We start from the raw sequence: 21,294 nt of genomic DNA, 5'->3' as shown, positions 1-21,294 counted from the left end.
TCCTTGCTCAAATGAGCAAGGATATTTATTCTTTAATATTTAATTTTAAAGCTTCTTCATAAGCTTTGATATCATAATTTTTTATTTTTTTAATAAATTTATCAAAATATTCATCCATATTTTTGGTTGTAATAATATTTATACCTTCATTTATAGACTTATTAATGCGTGAGTTAATCCAAGGTTTGTAATGATAAAGGTCATAATAGTTATTTATATTATCAACAAATTGTTCATTGCCAAAAAAATGAATCTGAGTATTATCATATTTACTTAAAAATAAAATAATATCCTTATACACCTCTACCTCTTTGTTGATATCTTTTGATTTTAATGCTAAAATAGACTTTGGTGGTATTATAAAAATAAAATAAACATCTTTGTAGGTATTCAATATCGCACTAAAATAATTGATAAAAATTTGCGAATCGTCATAATAGTTATTTTGATTAGAAATAAAATCTTTCTCATTGACTTCATAATCATTTTTAATGTATTCATTAATCATTTTAACATGTGAATAAAAATCATGCTCTTTGCCAAAACAAGTATCAATTTCAAAAAAAGACATAATGCATTTTAGAAATGTTTTATTGTTTTCATAAATCATAAATTTTGAATAAATGTTATCACTACCATACATAGAAACTATATTATAATACTCGCTATTAAAATCATCTTTAATATGTGCTAAATCAAAAATCACATAATTTATATTTTTATATTTCAAAATATAATTCAACAGGTTTGTCCTATAATTAAATCTAATTGCCCATTGACTAGCATTAATAAATTTAGCAAAATTCAACTCTTTTGGGTTGTTTTCTATTGACATTGAGGTTCCTAAAACAACACCATTAAAATCATAATTGCCTAATACTCTTTTAAAAGATATATTGATATCTTCAATATATCTATTTGAATATTTTTCACGAAATAATTGCAAAGGATCATAAAAGTATATAAACCCTATTGCACATGAAAAACATACAAATGGAACTACAAAAGCTCCTATAATTATTCTTTTTAAATATCTATTCATAAATATTCCTAAAAGTTAAAATATATAAATTTTGTATAAGCAGTAATATTAAGCTTTAAAATACACCAAATCAGCATAATCCCTATTAATACAAAATATCTATCTTTAAAAATAAACTTTTTATATATATTTAAATGTGAAGACCTAAATAACAAAACAAAAGCTATCATTAAAAGCACAGCGTTTAGCATAGAACTTTGCCCTATAGTAAAATGCTCTCCCCATTTGCCAAATGCAAACAAAGGATTATCTTTAAACAGCCTTTGCATATTAGGGCTTAATACGATTTGCCCATGCACCAAAAACATACTCTTAACAACACTTAAAGCATCATTTATACTAGTAGCTCTAAAAAACACCCAAGTAATATTAATAAACTCAAATGTAATAATCCACATTATTACTTTATAAAACTTACTATTTAATCTATTCTTAAACCAAGTAACATTAGCAAACACACTCATATATGCTTTATGAATACATATTGCAATTCCATGTAAGCTTCCCCATATTATAAATCCCCATCCAGCTCCGTGCCAAATTCCACTTATTAAAAAGACTATAAATAAATTTATGTATTGTCTAGATTTGCCAACCCTACTACCACCAAGTGGAATATAAATATAATCTTTTAAAAATTTTCCTAATGTCATATGCCATCTTTGCCAAAACTCTGAAATACTTAAAGACTTATAAGGAGAATTAAAGTTATATGGAAGTTTTATATTAAAAAACAATGCTAAGCCTATCGCCATATCAGAGTATCCACTAAAATCAAAATAAAGCTCAAATGTATAAGCATGGGTTAATACCCAGCTTTCAATTAGGTTTAATACTCCTCCGCTTTCTACATAACTATATGTTGCATCAATACTAGGTGCTAGATAATCAGCTAAGGCTACTTTTTTAAATAAGCCAATTGTAAAAAACAATAATCCTAAAGCTATGTTTTTATATCTTAATATGAAGTTATTTGGATTTTTAAATTGCGGCATCATATCTTTATAATGCACAATAGGTCCAGCAATTAATTGTGGGAAAAAGCTTACAAATAAACTAAAGTTTATAAATCCTAAAATCCCCCCCCCCAACGAGAGTTTTTATATCACGCTGATACTTATAACAATCACTTAAAAATGCGATTTGCTGAAAGGTAATAAACGAAATTCCAAGTGGAAGCAGTATGGTTGGATTAATAATATCAAGGTTAAATATATTATTTATATTATCTATAACAAAATATTTATATTTAAAATATCCTAATATTGCTAAGTTTAGCCCTATCCCAAGACTTAGCAAAAGCTTACTTTTATACCGCATTAGTAAATGATAAAAAATATAGTTTATTAGAATATAAGCTATTAATATAAATACAAGTGAATATTTAAAATAAGCATAAAAAACAAAACTAGCAAATATCATAAAAACCTTTGCTAGATTTATTTGCCTATAGTAATTTAGCGTGTGATATAAAATAAATATTATTGGTAAAAATATAAATATGAATAGATTGGAGTTAAAGAGCATTATTTCTACCTTTATTTTTAAAATTTTACTTAATTATAATTACTTATTTTTATAAATTAATAATTTAGGATGTCTTATATACTTTCTAAGTTTTGAAAATCTCCATTTTATTTTAATAATATCAATATGTTTTATATTACATTTAATATTTAAGTCTTCTAATATGGGATAAATATTATATTTATTTTTTAATTGTTCATAAATTGAATAGTCAAAATATCTATTGTTTTTATCAATTTTGGCCCATTTTAACATTTCGTTGTAAAAATGAATACATTTTGCATTAAAATCAATATTTTTGCTAAAAATAAATTTTTCTACTTCATAACATGATACTTGACAAGTTTCTTTATAATCCAACGCTATTTTGTCTAAACCAAATTTAATACATGCATCATTTAAAAAAACAGGACCTATAATTCCCCAAGGAATAACTTTTCTATTATCTATTAATTTTTCACTTTCCTTAATTAAGTATTTTCCAAATTCTGAATTTTTTGGAAATTTAAGCAATGATGTTGTAATTGATTGGTAAAATTTATCTTTGTTTTTAAGTTTTTCCTTAATAATTATAAAATCATTATCCATAGAAAAATTATTTAAACATATCATATCCAAGTCTACCCAAGGAATTCCTGTTATATAAATCATTTTAAATCTAAAATAATCACTAAATCCAGCAACTCCAACACCCCTATCATCACTGAACATATCTTCAAATTTAATAATTTCATTAGCGTCTTGAAGTTTAAAGTTTGAAAAGTTATTTTTGAAATAATTAAAAATCTTATCATCTAAATTATATGTATATAGATTAAATTCAAATCCATTATCTAGTCAGGATTTAATACATAAAATTTCAAGTTTTGAAATACCCCCCCCCACTATATTAGGTTTTGTATACCAAAAACTTGCTACTTTTTGCATATTTATACCTTCATTTTTTTATTATTTTATAAAATATCTTTATTATACTTTTAATATATGGAAATTTCAGATTATAATATATCATTTTTCTTTCATTATGATAATTCTTTAATTTTTTTAATATATTATTTTTTAATTTGACCATATTGATATCTATAGTATTAAAATCATTTATTATATTAATTACGTATTTTTCATCATTTAATGCATGTTCTATTTTTAGTAAATTATTTGTTATTGTTGAAGATTCTAAATTATTTTGATAATATAAATAAAGATTATTTTTTAATGTCTTTATAGTATTAGTATAGTTTAATAGTATAAAAAAACATAAAGCATCCTCTGCCATAATTATATTTTTTAAATTAAATTTTAAAATGTTTAAATATAAACTTTTCTTAAAAACTTTATTACATAAATTCCAATAACATTTATTTATATTAATTATATATTGTATAAAATCTTTCGTTTTATATATATTATCAATAAATATATTTTCAAATACTTTGTCCTTATTTGTTATTTTGCAAAAATTAAAACAAAGCATATCAACTATAATATACCCCCCCCCATCAACCATTGCGCGATAAGCAATCTCACAAGCATTAAGCTCTAATTCATCATCTGGGTCTAAAAACATAATTAAATCGCTTGTAGCTACCTTTACCCCTTCGGCTCTAGCGTGCAAAAGCTTTAAATTTTCTTTATTATGAACAATTATTATCCTATCATCACGATTTGCAAATTCTTTTGCAATATCAATGCTTTTATCTTGTCCTTTATCATCTACTACTATTATTTCTATATCTTTTAAAGTTTGATTTATGCAGCTTTCAAGTGCTCTTGCAATATATTTTTCAACATTATAAGTTGGTAGGATTATTGATATTAGTGGCATTTTATTTTTCCTTAATATATCTTTCTAATATATTTATAATATTTTCTTTATTTAAAAATTCTTTATCAATTTTAGTTAAGTTAATTGAATTTAAATTAAAATCTTCAAATGAAATCAACATATCATCTTTAATAATATGTGATCTATGTGTTTTTAAAAATGGAAAATGTAGACTAATTATATTATCCGCTTTGATTAGTTTTTGTCTTGCGTTAAATTTTATTTTTTCACATTTATTTTTGAATCAAAAATAAATTTAACACCATTTATATATTTAACAATCCAATTATCATCTCCGATTCTAAAGCCATCTTTTATAAAAAATAGTTTATTATTTTTATAGTGTATATTTATGTATGGTAAATAAATTACATCATAACTATTAGTTATCTGTTTTATTGCCATATTTAGTGCTATTGGATTATATAAGTGATCTCCATCAATTTTTATGAACCATTCATTTTTTGGGATATGATTAAGAATGTAATTATAATATGTATCTAAACGCAAATTTGCATTTGTATTATTTTCATATCTATTATCGTGAGCTGGAATTACATGATAAGGGTATAAGATATCTTTAAAGCCATTATTATTTTCTGCAAATTTTTTTAAAATTTTACTAGTTCCATCGTCACTTTTTTGTTCGTTTAGATGATAGCCTAATATTCCATTTATTACCCCCCCCTGCAACATAGTTTCTAAACTCATTTTTATAGTTTGTTTTTCATTATAAGCCCTTAAAAATGCGTATAATTTAATTTCTTGATTTTTATTAAAAAAATCATAGTATTTATAGTAAAAATAATATAAATCAGTGCGTTTTTTTATACTTTTTAATAATTTTTCAAAGAATTTCATATTGTTCCTTTTAAATATTCAGCAAATTTCAAGTCCCACTCAGTATCTATATCAAGTGAATGGGATTTTTCCATAATAAAAGCTATTTCGTTATCATTAAAACTCGTATTTTCATCTAAGTCTTTAATATAATTTATATAAATAGCTCCGTTGATTTTATAGTTTTTCTTAAAATCTTGACGTCTTATTGTGCTATTTTGTTCTATTATTTTTTCTAATTTACCATCACTGATAGTTCTTAATAAAACAACATTATCACCTTCGCATACACTAGCTACACTTTTGTTATGCTTTAAAAAAGTCTTAAAAGCTTCTTTAATATCTTCAGCATCTCTAAGTGGTGAAGTTGGTTGTAAAATTATTAAAACATCAAATGTTTTACCTATTTTTTTATACTCATCTAAAACCTCTAAAACACAATCTAAAGTTTTAGCCGTATCACTACTTGTCTTCTCGCTACGCAAAAACGGCACATTAGCACCATAACTTTTAGCAATATTTGCATATTCTACACTATCGGTTGATACCATTACTTCATCGCAAATGTCACTTGTTTTAGCGGCTTTTATAGTGTATGCCATTAAAGGAATATCATTTACGAGTCTAATATTTTTATCTTTTACACCTTTACTACCACTTCTTGCTGGGATGATTGCCAAAACTTTCATAAATCATTAAACCTTTTTTGCAAATTAATTTTCCAAGTCTTTTTATTATTTAAAATTTTAAGAAATTCACTTGCACAATTTCCACTACTAAAAGAATTATCTTTATTTTTTATATTAAAATTATGCGTTTTAATAAAATCCAGTAATTGCATATCATCTGATTTAAATGTTTTTATATATTTTATATTTTCTTTTACTCTTGAATTTTGCCTTGAACCTATATTTATACAATAAGTCCCATATACTCTAGCTTCTCTAATACCAGCTGAACTATTTCCTATAATAAATTCAGCATTTTTTAAAAGTGTTAAAAATTTTTCAAATTTAATTGATGGAAATAATTTAAATTTTGAATTAGTTTTTAACTTCTTTAATTCATTTAAAATAATATCGCTACCCAAATCATTATTCGGATATATGCAAATATAGTTTTTATTACTATTAATTAATAGTTGAATTAAATTCTCAATTTGATATTGCATAGAATGAACTTCAGTTGTAACAGGATGAAATGAAAATATTGCATAATCTTTAAACTCTATATTGTAATATGACTTAACATCATCTAAATTTGGCAAATTATCACTTAACATTACATCAATATCTGCAGAACCTATCACAAAAATAGTTTTTTCATCTTCTCCTAGTTGAATAAGTCTAGCCTTAGCCTCATCGTTTGCTACAAAATGTATATGAGATAGTTTAGTAACCGAGTGTCTTATACTATCATCTATAGTGCCACTTTTTTCTCCACCTTCAATATGGGCTACTAAAATATTATTAAATGCTCCAACAATAGCACCACCTAAAGCCTCCGGTCTATCCCCGTGAATTACTATCATATCAGGTTTATATGAACTTACAAACTCGCTAAAATCACTTATAAAATGAGATAAATTTATATCAGTTTTATTTGTTTCATATTTTTTTGCTAAATATAAATTTGAAAATCCGTCTTTAATAATCTCTTTATAAGTACTTCCAAATTGCTCTAGTAAATGCATACCGCAAGTATAAATCATATAAGAAAAGTTTTCGCACTTATCAATCTCATTTATAAGTGGTTTTATTTTCCCCCAATCTGCTCTTGTTCCACTTACAAAAAGTATTTTTTTACTCATTTACCATATCCCAAGTTATATGAGTATCATTTTCTATATCATATCTTGCTTTTTTACCCAATAAACTTTCATAATGTTCAGCTAGTATTTCACCTGTTCCAGGGCGTTTTACCCAAAGATTATCCACGCTAAACATCTCTCCTTTTTTAATAGGTTTTATGCTTACACAAGTTGCAAATGCGAAATCAATGGTTACTTTTTCTTCTTTAGCTGCCTCTTTTTTGCCACCTTTCATTTGATGAAGTTCTTTTGCAGCATTTACAAGCTCTCTTGCTTCATTTTCATCCATAGAACAAACTATATCTTCACCAATTCTATTTTTATGATCGGTAAAATGTCTTTCAATTATCGTTGCTCCTAAAGCAATAGCTGCAATTGATGAGTTATTGTTTAAAGTATGATCGCTAAGTCCAATTTCTAAATCAGGGAATTCGTTCATCATCTCTTGCATAGCCCCAAGCCTTACTAAGTGTGGTGGTGTTGGATAAAGATTTGTAGTATGAAGTAATGCAATAGGGGTATTCTCATCTTTAAAAATCTTCACAGCTTTTTTAATGGAATTTATATCATTCATACCTGTTGAAATAATTGTAGGCTTATGAAAACTAGCAATTAATTTTAAAAGTGGGTAATTATTCATCTCGCCAGAACCTATTTTATATGCACCTACTCCAAAACTCTCTAATCTAAGAGCTGCTGCACGACTAAATGGGGTTGATATAAAAATCATACCTTTGCTTTCTACATATTTTTTAAGCTCTAATTCATCAACCTCATTTAAGGCACATCTAGCCATAATATCATATATGCTATCGTTTGAGTTTCCTGGAATTACCTTCTTAGCTTCTTTACTCATCTCATCTTCTACTATATGGGTTTGATGTTTTACAACTTCAATTCCTGCACGATGAGCTGCATCTACCATCTGTTTAGCAACTTCAAGGCTACCACCATGATTAATACCAATTTCCGCAATAATTAGTGCTGGATTATTTTTATCTATAATTCTATTTAAAATTTGCATTTTAAACCTTTTATTTTTATTTTAAATATTATAATATATCATAAATTATAAAAGGATTTAATTTATGATTGATTTTAAAAGAGACAGCGATAATTTAATTGTAGCGGGAAATGGACCTAGTCTCAAAAACATAGACTTAAATTCAATGCCAAAAGAATATGATGTATTTAGGTGTAATCAGTTTTATTGTGAAGATAAGTATTATTTAGGAAAAAATATAAAATTAGTAATGTTTAACCCTTCTGTTATATATTCTCAATTGGAAACACTATATCAACTTGAAAAAAATAATGAATATAGAGTTGAATATGTATGTTTGGGTATACCAAACAAACTAAAAATAAATTTTGATTTGAATACATTATTTAAGAGACATCCATATCTAATAATATTAGATGAAATTTTACAAAAAGACAAAATACTTTTTAGATACTTAAGTAACATAGAAGAATGGGAAAAAATGAACGTTACGTCCGGAATATACCTAATTGCATTAGGTATAATATTTGGATACAAAAATATATATTATACAGGTATTGATTTTTATGAAACAAATCAAATAAATAATGCATATTGCTATAATATACCAATGGATGGAGGTATGCATAAACTAATTTACAATAAAAATATGGTTGTTGAAAAATGCCATTCAAAAAATATAGATATGGAAACAATGAATTTTTTTACAAAATATTATAACCATCAAATAACTTTACAAAAAGCACCGAATCTCAACTCTGCACACAATAAACTTGCAATACAAAAACAAAATAATTATATAAATGATATTATTGTTTCAAAATACGATTTTACTAATAAAAAAATAAATATATTTAAAAAAATAAGAAATAAGTTAAAAAAAACATTGAGTAAAAAATACTGTAATAATGGAGGTAAATTAAGGTGATAAGTAATTTTAAAAGAGATAGCGAGAATTTAATAGTAGTTGGAAATGGGCCAAGTTTAAAAAATATAGATTTAAGCTCATTGCCACAGGACTATGACGTTTTTAGATGTAATCAGTTTTATTGTGAAGATAAGTATTATTTAGGAAAAAATATAAAACTTGTTATGTTTAATCCAATGGTTATTTACTCTCAATTAAAAACTATCCATGAGATTACTAAAAAAAATGAATATAATATAGAGCATATTTGTCTTAATTATATTAATCAAAATTGGGATTGTAATTTTGATTTAAATTATTTTAAAAATAAAATGCCATTTGTTTTAATATTAAGAGAATTATTAGAACATAAAATATTGAAAGAAATTTGCTTATTAGATGAATATGATAAATTGCGTCCAACTTCTGGTATTTTATTAATGTTGCTTGGAAAATCTTTAGGGTATAAAAATATATATTTTATTGGTATGGATTTTGCTTATAAAACAAGTAAACAGCATATAGGATATGACAAAAATAGTAATATTAATAATATAATATATAACAATGTAGTTTTCTCAAATAATCATAGTCCAGATATAGATTTAAAATTTATTGAAAATAACATGTTTAAAAAGCTAGATATTTTAAATGACGAACAAATATTATGTGAAAATAAATATAATTATATAAATGATATAATAATTGATAAAAGTAATTTAGTAAAAAAATATACATCAAAATTAAAGAAAATAATTAAAAAATTTAAATTGTATTAACATTATTTTTTAATTTTTTCTATAATAATTTGTGTTATAAATTTATATTATTTTTTAATTAACTCAATAATTAATTTTAGTTTTAATAGCTTTTTATTAATTTTAAAACTTAAATACTTGTAAAAGAAAAACAAATTTTTAAAATGGTATTTTCTATAAAACGACAATGAATATATAATATATTCTTTATTAATGTAATAAAAATATTTTTTTGTAAAATCATCTTTATTATTTTGTTTTATAATTTTTAAAATTTTTTCAAATGATTGTATATTTTCCGTTATTTTATAAAAATCAGTTGTGTTAGTTATTGAAATATCATTCGTATAATATTTGTATAACTTTTCATTTAATAATAATATTTTATTTTGATATTCATAAGTTATAAAATATGTTAGCAAGGCATCCTCAGCCATATTTCCTTTATAATTAGTTTTATTAATTTTATCGATTGCATTTAGGTAGTACTTTTTTTTATATAGTTTATTCCATACATTCCATTTCAAATCAATAAAACATTCTCTATATTCATCAATATTTATATATTTTTTATTAGTGCTTATATTAAACAAATTATAAATTCCATCTTTACGTATAACTTTGCTATTAAAAATTACCATATCTATTGTGTTTTGCCCCCCCCCGTCAACCATTGCGCGATAAGCAATCTCACAAGCATCAAGCTCTAATTCATCATCTGGGTCTAAAAACATAATTAAATCGCTTGTAGCTACCTTTACCCCTTCAGCTCTTGCATGGAGTAATTTTAAATTTTCTTTATTATGAATAATTTTTATCCTACTATCTTTATTTGCATATTCGTATGCAATATCAATGCTTTTATCTTGACCTTTATCATCTACTACTATTATTTCTATATCTTTTAAAGTTTGATTTATGCAGCTTTCAAGTGCTCTTGTAATATATTTTTCAACATTATAAGTTGGTAGGATTATTGATATTAATGGCATAAAAATCCTTATGTAAATATAAATTAACGCATTATTGCTAAACTTTTTTAATATTTATTAGCAAAAAGGAAGAAAGATGATAAAAACTTGCATATTTCCAGCAGCAGGTTATGGAACTAGATTTTTACCTGCAACAAAAACTTTACCTAAAGAAATGCTACCTATTTTAGATAAGCCATTAATCCACTATGCTATGGAAGAAGCTATTGAAGCAGGGCTAGTAAATATAGGTATTATTACAGGCAGAACAAAAAGAGCTTTAGAAGATTATTTTGATATATCTTATGAGATTGAAGACGCAATAAAAGGCAGTGAAAAAGAAAAATTACTTGATGATGTTCGTAGACAAATGGAAGTATGTAACTTCACATTTACTAGGCAAAGAAAAATGAATGGATTAGGTGATGCGATAAATTGTGCTAAAAATATGGTTAGTAATGAACCTTTTGGGGTAATTTTAGCAGATGACTTGTGTGTAAATGATGCTTGTGGTGTAATGAGCCAAATGGTAAAAGCATATGAAAAATATCGTTGCAGTATTGTTGCACTTATGGAAGTTCCAAATAAAGATACTAAAAAATATGGGATTATTGAAGGCGTAAAATTAGAAGATAATATTTACAAAATCACAGATATGGTTGAAAAACCAGACCCAAAAGACGCAAAAACAAATCTAGCAATTATTGGAAGATATATTCTAACCCCTGATATTTTTGATATTTTAGACAATACCAAACCTGGTCGTGGTGGAGAAATTCAAATTACTGATGCTCTTAATACTCAAGCAAAAGAAGGTAGATGTATAGGATTAGTATTTAGTGGTCTTAGATTTGATTGTGGTAGTGTAGAAGGTTTTTTTGAGGCGACTAAATACTTTTATGAAAGAGATTACAAATGCTAGAATTTAATGAATATTTTGAACCAAATTCATTAGATACTATAAATTCATACGCAAAAAGAATGAATGAAGAAAAACAAAGCGGTGAAGTCGGGTTTTATCATTTACCACTTGAATTTGATAATTTATTAAAAGAATTAAAAACTTGTAAAAAACATTTTGAAAATAAAAATTATTTTATAGTAATCGGAGTAGGTGGCTCTAGTTTAGGCACTAAGGCGATTAGTAATTTTTTACAATGTGAAAATATTGATTTTTTGGATAATATTTCAACTATTAATTTAAATAAAATTATTAAAAAAATAAATTTAGAAAAAACACTTTTTATTCTTGCATCAAAGTCTGGTAATACTGTAGAAAGTATAAGTTATTTTCGTATTTTAGTTGAATGCTTTAATATAAATTTAAATGATTTACATAAGTATTTTGTAACTATTTGTATGAAAGATACTGAATTATATAAATTTAGCATTGAAAATAATATAAAAAATTTCCTTATAAATTCTAATGTTAGTGGTAGATTTTCTGTGTTGAGTGCTATTGGAATTGTCCCTTTATATTTTGCTGGTATAGATGTTTTAGAGATTATGAATGGGGCTAGAGCCTGTTTAGAAGATGAGAATATAAGTGAGCATATTTTAAATTTAGCATATACTCTTACTACTAAAATGATAAATAAAAATTATGTTTTATTTACTTATTGTGAAGAATTACGCTATTTTAATGAATGGTTTGTTCAACTTGTGGCTGAAAGTTTGGGTAAATTTAAAGAATATAAACGCGTTGGTTTAACTCCAATAAGCCTAATAGGTTCAAAAGACCAGCATTCGTTTTTGCAATTAATTATGGAAGGACCAAAGGATAAATTTGTTCAATTTATTAGAATAAAACCTAATAATAATTCTTATAAAATACCGCATTTGCAAGGTTTTGAAACGCTTGAAAATATTAGTATAGGATATACTTTAGATGAGCTTTTATTTAATCAAGCTAAGTCTTGCTTAAATGCAATAGTTGCTGAAAAAATAGATGCTAGCGAAATTACATTAGATGAGGTAAATGCTTACAATATCGGATATTTAATATACTATTATGAATTATTAGTTAGTGCATGTGGACTTATGATGGGTATAAATACTTACAATCAACCTGGCGTTGAAAGTGCAAAAATACATTTAAAAATGCTTCTAAAAAAATAATTTTTATAAATTTATATTTATAAAAATTATTTTATTTTTAATAAAATTTTATTATTTTTATTTATAATTCATATCGTAAATTTATTTACAAATTCACTATTTACGGAGGTTTTATGGATATTTTACAAAATATCTTAGGTATTCTTGTAGTAATTTTTATGATAATTTTACTTATCAAAAAATATGAATCAAGAATGGTTTTGTTTAGTTGTGGTGCGATTTTATGCATAATCGCTGGTAGTCCTATGGACGCATTTGAAGCTTTTACTAAAGCTATTAAAAATGCAAAAGTAATTGAACCAATAGTAGCATCAATGGGTTTTGCTTATGTTTTAAAATTAACTGAATGTGATAAACATTTGGTGCATTCTTTATCAAAATTTTTAAAACACGCAGGTATATTTTTAGTGCCAGGTGCTGTTTTGATTACTGCATTTATTAATATTTCAATCACAAGTTCTAGTGGGTGTTCAGCAGCTGTTGGTGCTATTATAATACCACTTTTAATGAGAATGGGAGTTCATCCTGCAATGGCTGCTAGTACAGTATTTTTAGGAACTTATGGAAGTGCAAATTTAAATCCAGGTTATGCTCAAACAATAATCGTAAGTGAAGTAAGTGGTAAGAGTGTAATGGATGTGATACATTACGAAGCAATATATTTTGGTATGTCAGGTCTTGTATGTGCATTATTATTAATGGCAGTGGCATTTTATTTAAAAGAATATAAAGGATACAATGACGAAACTCTTATTGGGGGGGGGTGCAGACTTTAAAGTAAATTTAATAAAAGCTATCGTCCCTATTATTCCAGTAGCTATACTTTTAATAGTAAATAATTCAAATTTTCAATCATTTTATAACGAAACTTTCAACGCAAAATTACCAAAAATAGCAATATCTCACGCAATGATTATAGGTTCTTTTATAGCATTTTTGACATGTTATAAAGATATAAAAGCTGGTGATATAGTTAAGAAATTTTTTGCTGGTATGGGTGAGGGATTTTCACATGTTTATGGGATTATTACTTGTGCATTGATATTTGTAGCAGGTCTTAATGCTATTGGTTTTGTATCAAATTTGGTTGAAATTATGAAACAAAATCCGCAAATAGCGACATTTGCTGGTTCGGTAGGAACATTTATTTTAGCATTAATTACAGGAAGTGGTGATGCTGCTGCTCTAAGTTTTAATCAAGCAGTTACTATACACTCTAATGATTTTGGAATTGACCCTATGCATTTAGGTTCAGCTATTACTGCTGTTGCAGGGCTTGGACGAAGTATGAGTCCTATTGCTGGTGCAGCAATTATTTGCGCAGGATATGCAAAAGTAAATCCGATTGAACTTGCAAAAAGAAATGCAATTCCTACAGTTATAGCATCTATTTTATATATTTTAATCACACTATAAGGCATATTTTTATGCCTTATAATTTAATATTATTTTTTTATAAAATCAAATCGTTTCAGTTCTATATTTTTATCAATTATAAATTTATTAAAAAAACTTTCTAAATATGAAAAATCAGCTTTTATATTTTCTTTTATGTTTTCATAATTAGCTAAAACTAAAGCATCTCTAAAATATTTTGAATGATTTTTAAAAATATCATTATTAGCATTAATACCTTTATTTTTTAAGTATTTTATTGTAAAAACGGCTATTGTTCTAGTGTTGCCTTCACGAAATGGGTGAATTTGCCAAATATTACTTATAAATTTAGCTATGTGTAATATTTGTTTTTCTTTATATTTTTTTTCTATATTAAAATCATAGTTAAGAGTATTATTTATCTCATTAAAATCAACATATTCTACGCTTTTATCACCACCTAAAACCTTTTCATTTTTAGTGATATTTACATTTCTAAAAACCCCAACATATTTTTCAAGTCCTTGCGAAAAAGCATTTTTAAATATGTTTTTATGTATAGTTTTTAAAGTAGTTAAATTTAATTCAAAAGTGTCTTCTTCTAAATATTTAGCTACATTTATAGCTACTAAATCGCATTCTTTTTCACCTGTTTGTTTAATATCAAGTTTTTTGTCTTTATAATACATTTTAATGCTATCTTCTAATTCTTTGTATGTTTTTGCTATTTTTAGTGTTTCATAAAAGTAATCTGAAGGTTTTAGATTATCTACTAAACTAAGCCCTATACCTATTTCAATGTAATCTTTATTTATGATTTGCATTACTATTTGTGCCTTTATAGAGGTTTGATTTTTTATATTTAGTATACAAAATAGTATTATTTATTTAGTTATTTTTATGTTGTGATAGATAAAAAAGTGGCTCCGGATGTAGGATTCGAACCTACGACCAAGCGGTTAACAGCCGCCTACTCTACCGCTGAGCTAATCCGGAATCAAGTAAGTTGTAAATTAAAAGCGTAATAATAGCCAAGAAAATTTTATTTGTCAAGATTTTTTTTAAAAAAAATTAAATTTTTAGTATATTTTTTATTTTGTATGCAAATATTAATTTTTCATTGTTTATTTTTATATTTTTATTAATTTATATTTATAAAAATTCATTATTTAAATTTTTGTTTTTTCATAATTTTGGGATATATTTACATAAAATATTTTAAGGATTATTTATGATAAGGCACTTAATACCAAGTAGAGTAGGGGCATTTTGGTTAGAAAATGAAAATATAGTTCCATTTGAATACGATGAAGCACCCACAAATTTAATACATAATTATTTAAGTAGGATAGACCATGCTACAAGAATTAAAAATCCTTGTGTTAGAAAAGGTTTTTTAGATGGGACTGGTGTTAGGGGTAGTGATGAATTCATAGAAATTACTTGGGATGAAGCCATAAATTTAGTATCAAATAATCTTAAAAAATATTATGAAAAATACGGCTCTAGTAGTATTTATGCTGAAAGCTACGAGTGGGGTGGTGTTGGTAAGATTAGTTGGGGTAGAGCCTGTGTGCAACGCTTAATCAATGTCTTAGGTGGTGGAGTTTTTGAATTAGGAGATTATTCTACTGGTGCTGGAATTGTTATTATCCCACACATTTTTGGCGAAAATGTATATTCTCGTCCAACTGATTTAAAAGAGATTATCAAATATGCAAAATTAGTTGTATTTTGGGGTGCAAATCCACTGGTTACTAGCAAAATTTCGCATGATATCCCTATGCACGAGCATGAAAAATACTTTTATGAATTATCAAAACGAAGTGATATTGAGATTATTTTTATTGATACTCATATAAATGAAAGTGCTAAAAAATTAAATGCTAAGACAATTTTGATTAATTCTAACACCGACGCAGCAATGATTATAGGCATTTGTCATTATCTTTACATAAATGATTTATATGATAAAGATTTTATAAATAATAAGGTAAATGGCTTTAGCGAATTTAAAGATTATTTTTTAGGTAAAAAAGATGGCATTATTAAAGATTTAGTGTGGGCTAGTGAAATTTGTGGCGTTTCTTATGATGATTTGCTTGATTTTACAAATAAACTTGCAAAAAATCCTAGCAAAATCATATCAGGTAGAGCTATACAAAGGCAACACAACGGCGAGTATAATTATCTAGCCCTTTCAAGTCTTGCAGCTATGTTAGGATATATCGGTAAAAACGGTTTAGGGATTGAATTTAATCTATGTAGTGGTTGTAAGGGCGAGAGTGCAAAAAATACAAAAAGTCTAAAGAATTTAAATACAATTTTAGGCGAAGTCAAAGGACAAAACTATTATATCCCTAGTTCAAGGCTAAATGATGCCTTGCTTAATCCAAACAAAGAAATTTATTATGATAATAAATTATTAAAATACCCAGAAATTAAGCTTTTAATCAATGCAAGTGGGTCATATTTTACAAGACAGCCTAATGTAAATGAGAGTATAAAAGCATGGAATAAAGCCGAGTGTATTATTACTTTAGAGCCTTTTTGGACTTCTCAAGCAAAGCTTAGCGATATAGTGTTACCAGTGGCGATTGAAGGTGAGCGTTATGATATAGAGCAAAGTTCTAATAAAGAAATAATTTTTGCATTAAAGCCTTTTCAAAATACAAATTATAAAAGTGATTTTCAAATTTGCAAAGAAATTGCTAAGAAATTTAACAAATCTTATGAATTTTGTAAAGATTTAGATGAATTAGACCTTATGAAAATAATATATAATGATTTAAGCGATAATTACGCTAAAGAGAATATAAATTTACCTAGTTTTGATGAGTTTTTTGAAAAATCATTTATAAAAATTAAAGGTTTAAAAGAATTACCGCCATTTACTAGATTTAGCAAACTTAACAAAATGAATATTTGCATTAATAACGAAACAGCAAAATACGACCCAAGCGATGAGATGAAAAATAAATTTTCACTACACCTTAGCACTCCGCATAGTGCTTATAGACTTCATTCTCAATTAGATAATTCTATTATAAGAGATAGTGTAAGCGAACTTGAACCAGTGCTAATACATTCAAATTTAGCCAAGGCTAAGGGTATAAAAAATAATGATATAGTAAGGATTTTTAATGATAGGGGTGAGATTTTATGTGGGGCTAGAATTAGCGATGATGTAAAAGAAAATACCATTATTGTGTGCGAAGGAGCGTGGTGGCAACCATTAGATTATACGAAAAAATCACTATGCATTAATGGTAATGTCAATGTTTTAACGAGTTCAAAACCTAGTTCAAATTTATCACATAGTAATATAGGGCATACTTGCAAGGTTGATATTGAAAAATTTAATGATGATTTAATTAAATTTAAAGATTGCTACGATAAGGCTACTATCATAGATTATTAATATCATTTACATTAGCTAACAAAAAAATTAAATTATGTTAGCTATATTTGATTAAAAATATTTTAATATTTATTAAATATTTTATAAATTTATTTATTAAAAGTAATTAAAATTATATTAATTTTGATAATATGTTTTAAAAAATTTTATATTTATAGCTTGAATTTTTATAATAATTTATCATCTTAAAACCCCATAAAATAATACTTATATAAATTATTACTTTTGTATATAAATTTGAAATAATTATTAGCTTAAAATAATCTTGTTAAATATTCAGCAACTTTAAGTTTATTTTAAGGTAGGGGGGGGGTAAAATACTTTGACATTTTTAAGAAAAAAGGAGAAAAAATGAAATTAGTTAAATTAAGTTTAGCTGCTGTTGTAGCTGCAGGTTCTTTTTCTTTTGCTAACGCTGTTGCATTAGACGAAGCTATTCAAAATGTTGATTTATCAGGTTACTTAAGATATAGATATGATACGCTAAGAGATAAAAGCGTTGAAACAACTAAAGCTGGTTCAGTAACAACTTACGATAATGATGGTAATGCTAAACAAGCTCACAGATATAAAGCTGTTTTAAATTTCCAAGCTGATATCGCTGATAATTTTAAAGCTCATACTACTTTTGAATATTCAAATACTCAAGAAGATGGCTATGGCGAAACAGCTAATGCAAATGTAAATAATACATTTAAAGTAACAAATGCTTACCTAAGCTATACAAACTTTGATACAACATTTAATATCGGTAGACAAACAATCGGTTCAATTTGGACAGATGATTTATTTGCAAACGGTATTAAAGTAGTAAATAACAGCATTGAAGGTCTAACTTTAGCTGCTTATGTATTTGATAACTACAATGCTGATGGTGATTTATATGCTGCAAATGAAGTTAGATATTATGATAAAGATGGTAAAAAACAAGAAGATAGTTTATTAGGAATGATTCAAAAGAATCCAAAAGCAAAAGTTGATTTATTAGGTAGAAACCTATACGGTGTTGCTGCAATCGGTAGCTTTGCTCCAGTTGATTTTCAAGTATGGGTTGCTTATATGAATAAAATTGGAACATTCTATGCAGTTGATTTTGCAGCTAACTTAGGTGATAAAGATGATTTTGCTTATAGAATTCACGCTCAATATGCTGGTAATAGCTTGAAAAAAGGTGAATTTAAAGAATTAATAGGCGTAGATGAAAGCCCAGTTGCTAATGGTAATTTCTATGGTATTGAAGCTGGATTTGATGCATTTGGTGCTGACTTTAACCTAGGTTATGTAGCTTATGGTAAAAAAGATAAATTTACTGTAAATACAATTGAAGATGAAGGACAATTAATCAATGTTGGTGAAATCGTAATGAGTGATTATCAATTAGGTTATGGTAAAAAAGATTTCGTATTCTTAACACTAGGCTATACTTATGCTGATGTAAGATTTGGTGTAGATTTAGTTTATGGTAAAAACAAATTCGCAGTATCTGATAAAGTAAATGGTAAAGATAAATTATTTGAAGTTACCCCAAGACTATCATATAAATATAGTGATAAATTAGAGTTCTCATCATTCTATGCTTATGGTAAAAGAAAAACAACTGTTGAAGGCAAAGAAGGTAACACAAAAGATACTGAAAAACAAATCAGACTTGAAGCAAAATATACATTCTAATCCTTATGCTAGGCTTTATGCCTAGCACTCTAGCTAAAGGCTGAGAAATTTTGTAAAATGTAAAATGAAGTATCCTTTTCTCAGTCTTTAGCTTAGGTATTTTATTCATTAATTCTAAAATTATTTTTAAATTATATACTTTGTCATTTGAAGTCAAAAAAATTGAAAGGTTAAAAAATGAAAAAAATATTAGCTTTAATTTTTTCATTATTTTCTTTTAATATCTATGGTTGATGATAATATTAATAATAAAATGTTGGTTAGAATTTCTGTTGTTGAAGTTTATCCAGAGTATCTTGATGAATACCTTGTTATTGCAAAAGAAGTTGCTGAAGCTTCAATTGAAAAAGAAAAGGGTGTAATATCTATTTATCCAATGATGCTTGTAAAAAATAATAATATAATTAATATTTTAGAAATTTATAAAGATCAAGAATCTTATAATAAGCATATTAATTCCGAGCATTTTCAAAAATATAAAAAAGGCACATTGCATATGGTAAAATCTCTTGAGTTGCTTGATTCTTATCAATTAAGTGATAAAAATTTTAAAGCAATTTTTAAAAGACAATAATTATATATTTGTGCTAGTTTTTATTAAAAACTTTATTTATTTGAATATTTTTTAAAATAAGTTATATGAAAAAAATCACATAATTAAAATTTTGCTTAGTAATTTTGCACTTGATTTTGCATATTTTAATGATGATTATTTTAAGAAAATTTGAATAATAAATATATTATTTAAAAAACAAAAAGGGATATTAAATTTACAATATTAATGAGAATGTTTTTTTATTAGCTTATTACTAAAATAAATCCAGTTATAATAATTTTTAGTAGCTAATATGTAACAAGGTATTTTTATAAGTAATTTAGTTACATGCCTAAAAAATACTATTGTATTTAACAGGGTTAATCATAATATTAAAAATGTTATGATTAAAAATGTGTATAGTATAAAGGTTAATATACTTAACAATAAATGAGATAATAAATTTAATAATTTGAATAATATATATTTAATGACAAATTAAAATAAAGTAATAAAAAAGTTATTATTTAGGGTATATTTATGTAAAAAATGTTTTAAATTTTTAAAAAATTAATTTATTAAAAATAGGCGTTTATTTGTGTTCGCCTATTTTAATATATATTTTGTTATTTTCGTTTATATTCGTCATATTAGCATCTTTTTTAGTGCTATCTTTTCCTATCAATAATGATTTAACAGCATCGTAATTTAAAAATTTAGCACATAAACCTTCTGGATTTTGTGTTTTTTCTATTATTAAAAATTCATCTTCAGTACTAATATGTAAGCATTGATTAGACTTTACGAAAAACCAGCCATATTTGTCAAGGCTTGTTTTTGTCATTAATTGAATTTCTATGATTTTTCCATAATTTATATAATATTCATTAATTTCTTTAATCAAAGTCGCCATATTTTGTGCCGCTTTTGAAATTTCTACATTGCTTTTGCTTTCATCTAATTTTGTATATATCAAAATGAATAATATTGCTAAAATCAAACACGCTATAATTAATTCTATAAATGAAAGTATTTTTTTCATTTAATACTCATTATCCCTGCATTCGGTAATTTAAAACTTCTATCTTTAGCATAAATTCTTTGATTATCAATCAAATCATATTTCCAAATAGGTGCATTTTGCTTAAAATCTTCAATAAACTTAGCAAATATATCTAAGCCGTTTTTTCTATGCGAACTTGCAATCCCAGCAAAATAAGAGCATTCACCTACTAATACATCTCCTTTTGCGTGTGCAAAAAATAGTCTAATATTTAAATTCCTAGTTTTCTCACACCAATCATCAAACCATTTTTTTAAAATTGGCTCATATATATCAAAACTAAGACCGCTAATATTGCCTTCTGCTCTAATTATCCCGCTAAAACTTAAAAATGCTCCATAATTTAACTCTTTGCAAATTCCACAAAATTCACTATATAAAGCTTTTTCATCAAGAGCATTATTAAATATTTTAAAGTTTTGCATA

The 21,294-nt window shown here is 25.5% G+C and carries 22 protein-coding genes and 1 tRNA gene; 9 read left to right on the top strand and 14 right to left on the bottom strand.

All coding sequences use genetic code 11. The annotated features are described in order from the left end of the window. Positions 1 to 25: 25 nt before the first annotated feature. The 9 genes from NY022_RS02335 to NY022_RS02295 form a co-directional block, all read right to left on the bottom strand. Positions 26 to 1,042 (bottom strand): hypothetical protein, encoded by a 1,017-nt coding sequence (locus NY022_RS02335; RefSeq protein ID WP_267523389.1) that lies wholly within the window; start codon positions 1,040 to 1,042, stop codon positions 26 to 28. An 8-nt stretch (positions 1,043 to 1,050) separates the two neighbouring features. Beyond that, positions 1,051 to 2,133 carry an MBOAT family O-acyltransferase gene (locus NY022_RS02330; protein ID WP_267523388.1) on the bottom strand — a complete coding sequence of 361 codons (1,083 nt, stop codon included), beginning with the start codon at positions 2,131 to 2,133 and terminating at the stop codon, positions 1,051 to 1,053. Continuing rightward, the gene (locus NY022_RS02325) at positions 2,099 to 2,362 is read right to left on the bottom strand and encodes a hypothetical protein (protein WP_267523387.1); all 264 of its coding nucleotides are present in this window, start codon (positions 2,360 to 2,362) and stop codon (positions 2,099 to 2,101) included. Before NY022_RS02325 ends, NY022_RS02330 begins: the two co-directional genes overlap by 35 nt. A 246-nt stretch (positions 2,363 to 2,608) precedes the next feature. Further along, the gene (locus tag NY022_RS02320; protein WP_267523386.1) at positions 2,609 to 3,280 is read right to left on the bottom strand and encodes a hypothetical protein; all 672 of its coding nucleotides are present in this window, start codon (positions 3,278 to 3,280) and stop codon (positions 2,609 to 2,611) included. 226 nt (positions 3,281 to 3,506) lie between these two features. Beyond that, positions 3,507 to 4,394, bottom strand: a complete 888-nt coding sequence (locus NY022_RS02315; RefSeq protein WP_267523385.1) for a glycosyltransferase family 2 protein — start codon at positions 4,392 to 4,394, stop codon at positions 3,507 to 3,509. Between the two features lie 219 nt (positions 4,395 to 4,613). Continuing rightward, a complete protein-coding gene (locus NY022_RS02310) occupies positions 4,614 to 5,255 on the bottom strand; it encodes a hypothetical protein (protein ID WP_267523384.1) in 642 nt (213 codons plus the stop codon). Continuing rightward, positions 5,252 to 5,923, bottom strand: a complete 672-nt coding sequence (locus tag NY022_RS02305; RefSeq protein WP_267523383.1) for a cytidylyltransferase domain-containing protein — start codon at positions 5,921 to 5,923, stop codon at positions 5,252 to 5,254. Before NY022_RS02305 ends, NY022_RS02310 begins: the two co-directional genes overlap by 4 nt. Further along, positions 5,920 to 7,044, bottom strand: a complete 1,125-nt coding sequence (neuC, locus tag NY022_RS02300; protein WP_267523382.1) for a UDP-N-acetylglucosamine 2-epimerase — start codon at positions 7,042 to 7,044, stop codon at positions 5,920 to 5,922. Before neuC ends, NY022_RS02305 begins: the two co-directional genes overlap by 4 nt. After that, positions 7,037 to 8,068: an N-acetylneuraminate synthase family protein gene (locus NY022_RS02295; protein WP_267523381.1), complete on the bottom strand. Its 1,032-nt coding sequence runs from the start codon at positions 8,066 to 8,068 to the stop codon at positions 7,037 to 7,039. The genes neuC and NY022_RS02295 overlap by 8 nt, the downstream gene beginning before the upstream one ends. Positions 8,069 to 8,132: 64 nt before the next feature. Here NY022_RS02295 and NY022_RS02290 point away from each other — a divergent pair, with 64 nt between their 5' ends. Then, positions 8,133 to 8,975, top strand: a complete 843-nt coding sequence (locus NY022_RS02290) for an alpha-2,3-sialyltransferase (RefSeq protein ID WP_267523380.1) — start codon at positions 8,133 to 8,135, stop codon at positions 8,973 to 8,975. After that, positions 8,972 to 9,733, top strand: coding sequence for an alpha-2,3-sialyltransferase (locus NY022_RS02285; protein WP_267523379.1), 762 nt, complete (start codon positions 8,972 to 8,974; stop codon positions 9,731 to 9,733). Before NY022_RS02290 ends, NY022_RS02285 begins: the two co-directional genes overlap by 4 nt. Before the next feature lie 47 nt (positions 9,734 to 9,780). Here the strand turns inward: NY022_RS02285 and NY022_RS02280 are convergent, their stop codons facing one another. Next, positions 9,781 to 10,704 (bottom strand): glycosyltransferase family 2 protein, encoded by a 924-nt coding sequence (locus NY022_RS02280; RefSeq protein WP_267523378.1) that lies wholly within the window; start codon positions 10,702 to 10,704, stop codon positions 9,781 to 9,783. A gap of 76 nt (positions 10,705 to 10,780) precedes the next feature. Between NY022_RS02280 and galU the strand changes: the two genes are divergently transcribed. From galU to dcuC (NY022_RS02260), 4 genes are all read left to right on the top strand, one after another. Continuing rightward, on the top strand, positions 10,781 to 11,605 hold the full coding sequence (gene galU, locus NY022_RS02275; protein WP_267523377.1) for a UTP--glucose-1-phosphate uridylyltransferase GalU: 825 nt from the start codon (positions 10,781 to 10,783) through the stop codon (positions 11,603 to 11,605). Then, positions 11,599 to 12,801, top strand: a complete 1,203-nt coding sequence (locus NY022_RS02270; RefSeq protein ID WP_267523376.1) for a glucose-6-phosphate isomerase — start codon at positions 11,599 to 11,601, stop codon at positions 12,799 to 12,801. Before galU ends, NY022_RS02270 begins: the two co-directional genes overlap by 7 nt. Positions 12,802 to 12,914: 113 nt before the next feature. Then, complete coding sequence (gene dcuC / locus NY022_RS02265; RefSeq protein ID WP_267523375.1) at positions 12,915 to 13,577, top strand: C4-dicarboxylate transporter DcuC; 663 nt, start codon at positions 12,915 to 12,917, stop codon at positions 13,575 to 13,577. Next, on the top strand, positions 13,540 to 14,217 hold the full coding sequence (gene dcuC / locus NY022_RS02260) for a C4-dicarboxylate transporter DcuC (protein WP_267523374.1): 678 nt from the start codon (positions 13,540 to 13,542) through the stop codon (positions 14,215 to 14,217). Before dcuC (NY022_RS02265) ends, dcuC (NY022_RS02260) begins: the two co-directional genes overlap by 38 nt. A gap of 29 nt (positions 14,218 to 14,246) precedes the next feature. On the opposite strand, the gene NY022_RS02255 is transcribed toward dcuC (NY022_RS02260), so the two are convergent. Next, the gene (locus NY022_RS02255) at positions 14,247 to 15,002 is read right to left on the bottom strand and encodes a Fic family protein (RefSeq protein ID WP_267523373.1); all 756 of its coding nucleotides are present in this window, start codon (positions 15,000 to 15,002) and stop codon (positions 14,247 to 14,249) included. Positions 15,003 to 15,099: 97 nt separating this feature from the next. Next, a tRNA-Asn gene (locus NY022_RS02250) sits at positions 15,100 to 15,174 on the bottom strand. Positions 15,175 to 15,409: 235 nt separating this feature from the next. Here NY022_RS02250 and NY022_RS02245 point away from each other — a divergent pair. The 3 genes from NY022_RS02245 (at position 15,410) to NY022_RS02235 (ending at position 19,844) form a co-directional block, all read left to right on the top strand. Beyond that, on the top strand, positions 15,410 to 17,599 hold the full coding sequence (locus tag NY022_RS02245; RefSeq protein ID WP_267523372.1) for a molybdopterin-dependent oxidoreductase: 2,190 nt from the start codon (positions 15,410 to 15,412) through the stop codon (positions 17,597 to 17,599). A 351-nt stretch (positions 17,600 to 17,950) separates the two neighbouring features. Then, positions 17,951 to 19,270 carry a major outer membrane protein gene (locus NY022_RS02240; protein ID WP_267523371.1) on the top strand — a complete coding sequence of 440 codons (1,320 nt, stop codon included), beginning with the start codon at positions 17,951 to 17,953 and terminating at the stop codon, positions 19,268 to 19,270. A gap of 226 nt (positions 19,271 to 19,496) precedes the next feature. Beyond that, positions 19,497 to 19,844, top strand: coding sequence for a putative quinol monooxygenase (locus NY022_RS02235; protein WP_267523370.1), 348 nt, complete (start codon positions 19,497 to 19,499; stop codon positions 19,842 to 19,844). 553 nt (positions 19,845 to 20,397) lie between these two features. Here NY022_RS02235 and NY022_RS02230 read toward each other — a convergent pair. Both NY022_RS02230 and NY022_RS02225 read right to left on the bottom strand, forming a co-directional pair. Then, entirely contained in the window at positions 20,398 to 20,847 is a 450-nt protein-coding gene (locus NY022_RS02230) for a hypothetical protein (RefSeq protein ID WP_267523369.1), read from the bottom strand. Next, positions 20,844 to 21,293: a molybdopterin synthase catalytic subunit gene (locus NY022_RS02225; RefSeq protein WP_267523368.1), complete on the bottom strand. Its 450-nt coding sequence runs from the start codon at positions 21,291 to 21,293 to the stop codon at positions 20,844 to 20,846. Before NY022_RS02225 ends, NY022_RS02230 begins: the two co-directional genes overlap by 4 nt. Position 21,294: the final 1 nt, after the last annotated feature.

It is taken from the genome of Campylobacter sp. MG1 (assembly GCF_026616895.1).
GTDB lineage: Bacteria > Campylobacterota > Campylobacteria > Campylobacterales > Campylobacteraceae > Campylobacter_E.
The sequence above is the reverse complement of the archived record's forward strand: the minus strand, read 5'-3'. Positions and strand labels throughout refer to the sequence as shown.

What these genes read in the sequence shown, in the direction of transcription:
- NY022_RS02325 (WP_267523387.1), bottom strand. Translation starts at nt 2,362, where the DNA reads ATGCGGTATAAAAGTAAGCTTTTGCTAAGTCTTGGGATAGGGCTAAAC.
- NY022_RS02305 (WP_267523383.1), bottom strand. Translation starts at nt 5,923, where the DNA reads ATGAAAGTTTTGGCAATCATCCCAGCAAGAAGTGGTAGTAAAGGTGTA.
- NY022_RS02230 (WP_267523369.1), bottom strand. Translation starts at nt 20,847, where the DNA reads ATGAAAAAAATACTTTCATTTATAGAATTAATTATAGCGTGTTTGATT.
- NY022_RS02310 (WP_267523384.1), bottom strand. Translation starts at nt 5,255, where the DNA reads ATGAAATTCTTTGAAAAATTATTAAAAAGTATAAAAAAACGCACTGAT.
- NY022_RS02320 (WP_267523386.1), bottom strand. Translation starts at nt 3,280, where the DNA reads ATGTTCAGTGATGATAGGGGTGTTGGAGTTGCTGGATTTAGTGATTAT.
- NY022_RS02245 (WP_267523372.1), top strand. Translation starts at nt 15,410, where the DNA reads ATGATAAGGCACTTAATACCAAGTAGAGTAGGGGCATTTTGGTTAGAA.
- NY022_RS02295 (WP_267523381.1), bottom strand. Translation starts at nt 8,068, where the DNA reads ATGCAAATTTTAAATAGAATTATAGATAAAAATAATCCAGCACTAATT.
- NY022_RS02240 (WP_267523371.1), top strand. Translation starts at nt 17,951, where the DNA reads ATGAAATTAGTTAAATTAAGTTTAGCTGCTGTTGTAGCTGCAGGTTCT.
- dcuC (WP_267523375.1), top strand. Translation starts at nt 12,915, where the DNA reads ATGGATATTTTACAAAATATCTTAGGTATTCTTGTAGTAATTTTTATG.
- NY022_RS02315 (WP_267523385.1), bottom strand. Translation starts at nt 4,394, where the DNA reads ATGCCACTAATATCAATAATCCTACCAACTTATAATGTTGAAAAATAT.
- NY022_RS02255 (WP_267523373.1), bottom strand. Translation starts at nt 15,002, where the DNA reads ATGCAAATCATAAATAAAGATTACATTGAAATAGGTATAGGGCTTAGT.
- neuC (WP_267523382.1), bottom strand. Translation starts at nt 7,044, where the DNA reads ATGAGTAAAAAAATACTTTTTGTAAGTGGAACAAGAGCAGATTGGGGG.
- NY022_RS02235 (WP_267523370.1), top strand. Translation starts at nt 19,497, where the DNA reads ATGGTTGATGATAATATTAATAATAAAATGTTGGTTAGAATTTCTGTT.
- dcuC (WP_267523374.1), top strand. Translation starts at nt 13,540, where the DNA reads ATGACGAAACTCTTATTGGGGGGGGGTGCAGACTTTAAAGTAAATTTA.
- NY022_RS02270 (WP_267523376.1), top strand. Translation starts at nt 11,599, where the DNA reads ATGCTAGAATTTAATGAATATTTTGAACCAAATTCATTAGATACTATA.
- NY022_RS02280 (WP_267523378.1), bottom strand. Translation starts at nt 10,704, where the DNA reads ATGCCATTAATATCAATAATCCTACCAACTTATAATGTTGAAAAATAT.
- NY022_RS02290 (WP_267523380.1), top strand. Translation starts at nt 8,133, where the DNA reads ATGATTGATTTTAAAAGAGACAGCGATAATTTAATTGTAGCGGGAAAT.
- galU (WP_267523377.1), top strand. Translation starts at nt 10,781, where the DNA reads ATGATAAAAACTTGCATATTTCCAGCAGCAGGTTATGGAACTAGATTT.
- NY022_RS02335 (WP_267523389.1), bottom strand. Translation starts at nt 1,042, where the DNA reads ATGAATAGATATTTAAAAAGAATAATTATAGGAGCTTTTGTAGTTCCA.
- NY022_RS02225 (WP_267523368.1), bottom strand. Translation starts at nt 21,293, where the DNA reads ATGCAAAACTTTAAAATATTTAATAATGCTCTTGATGAAAAAGCTTTA.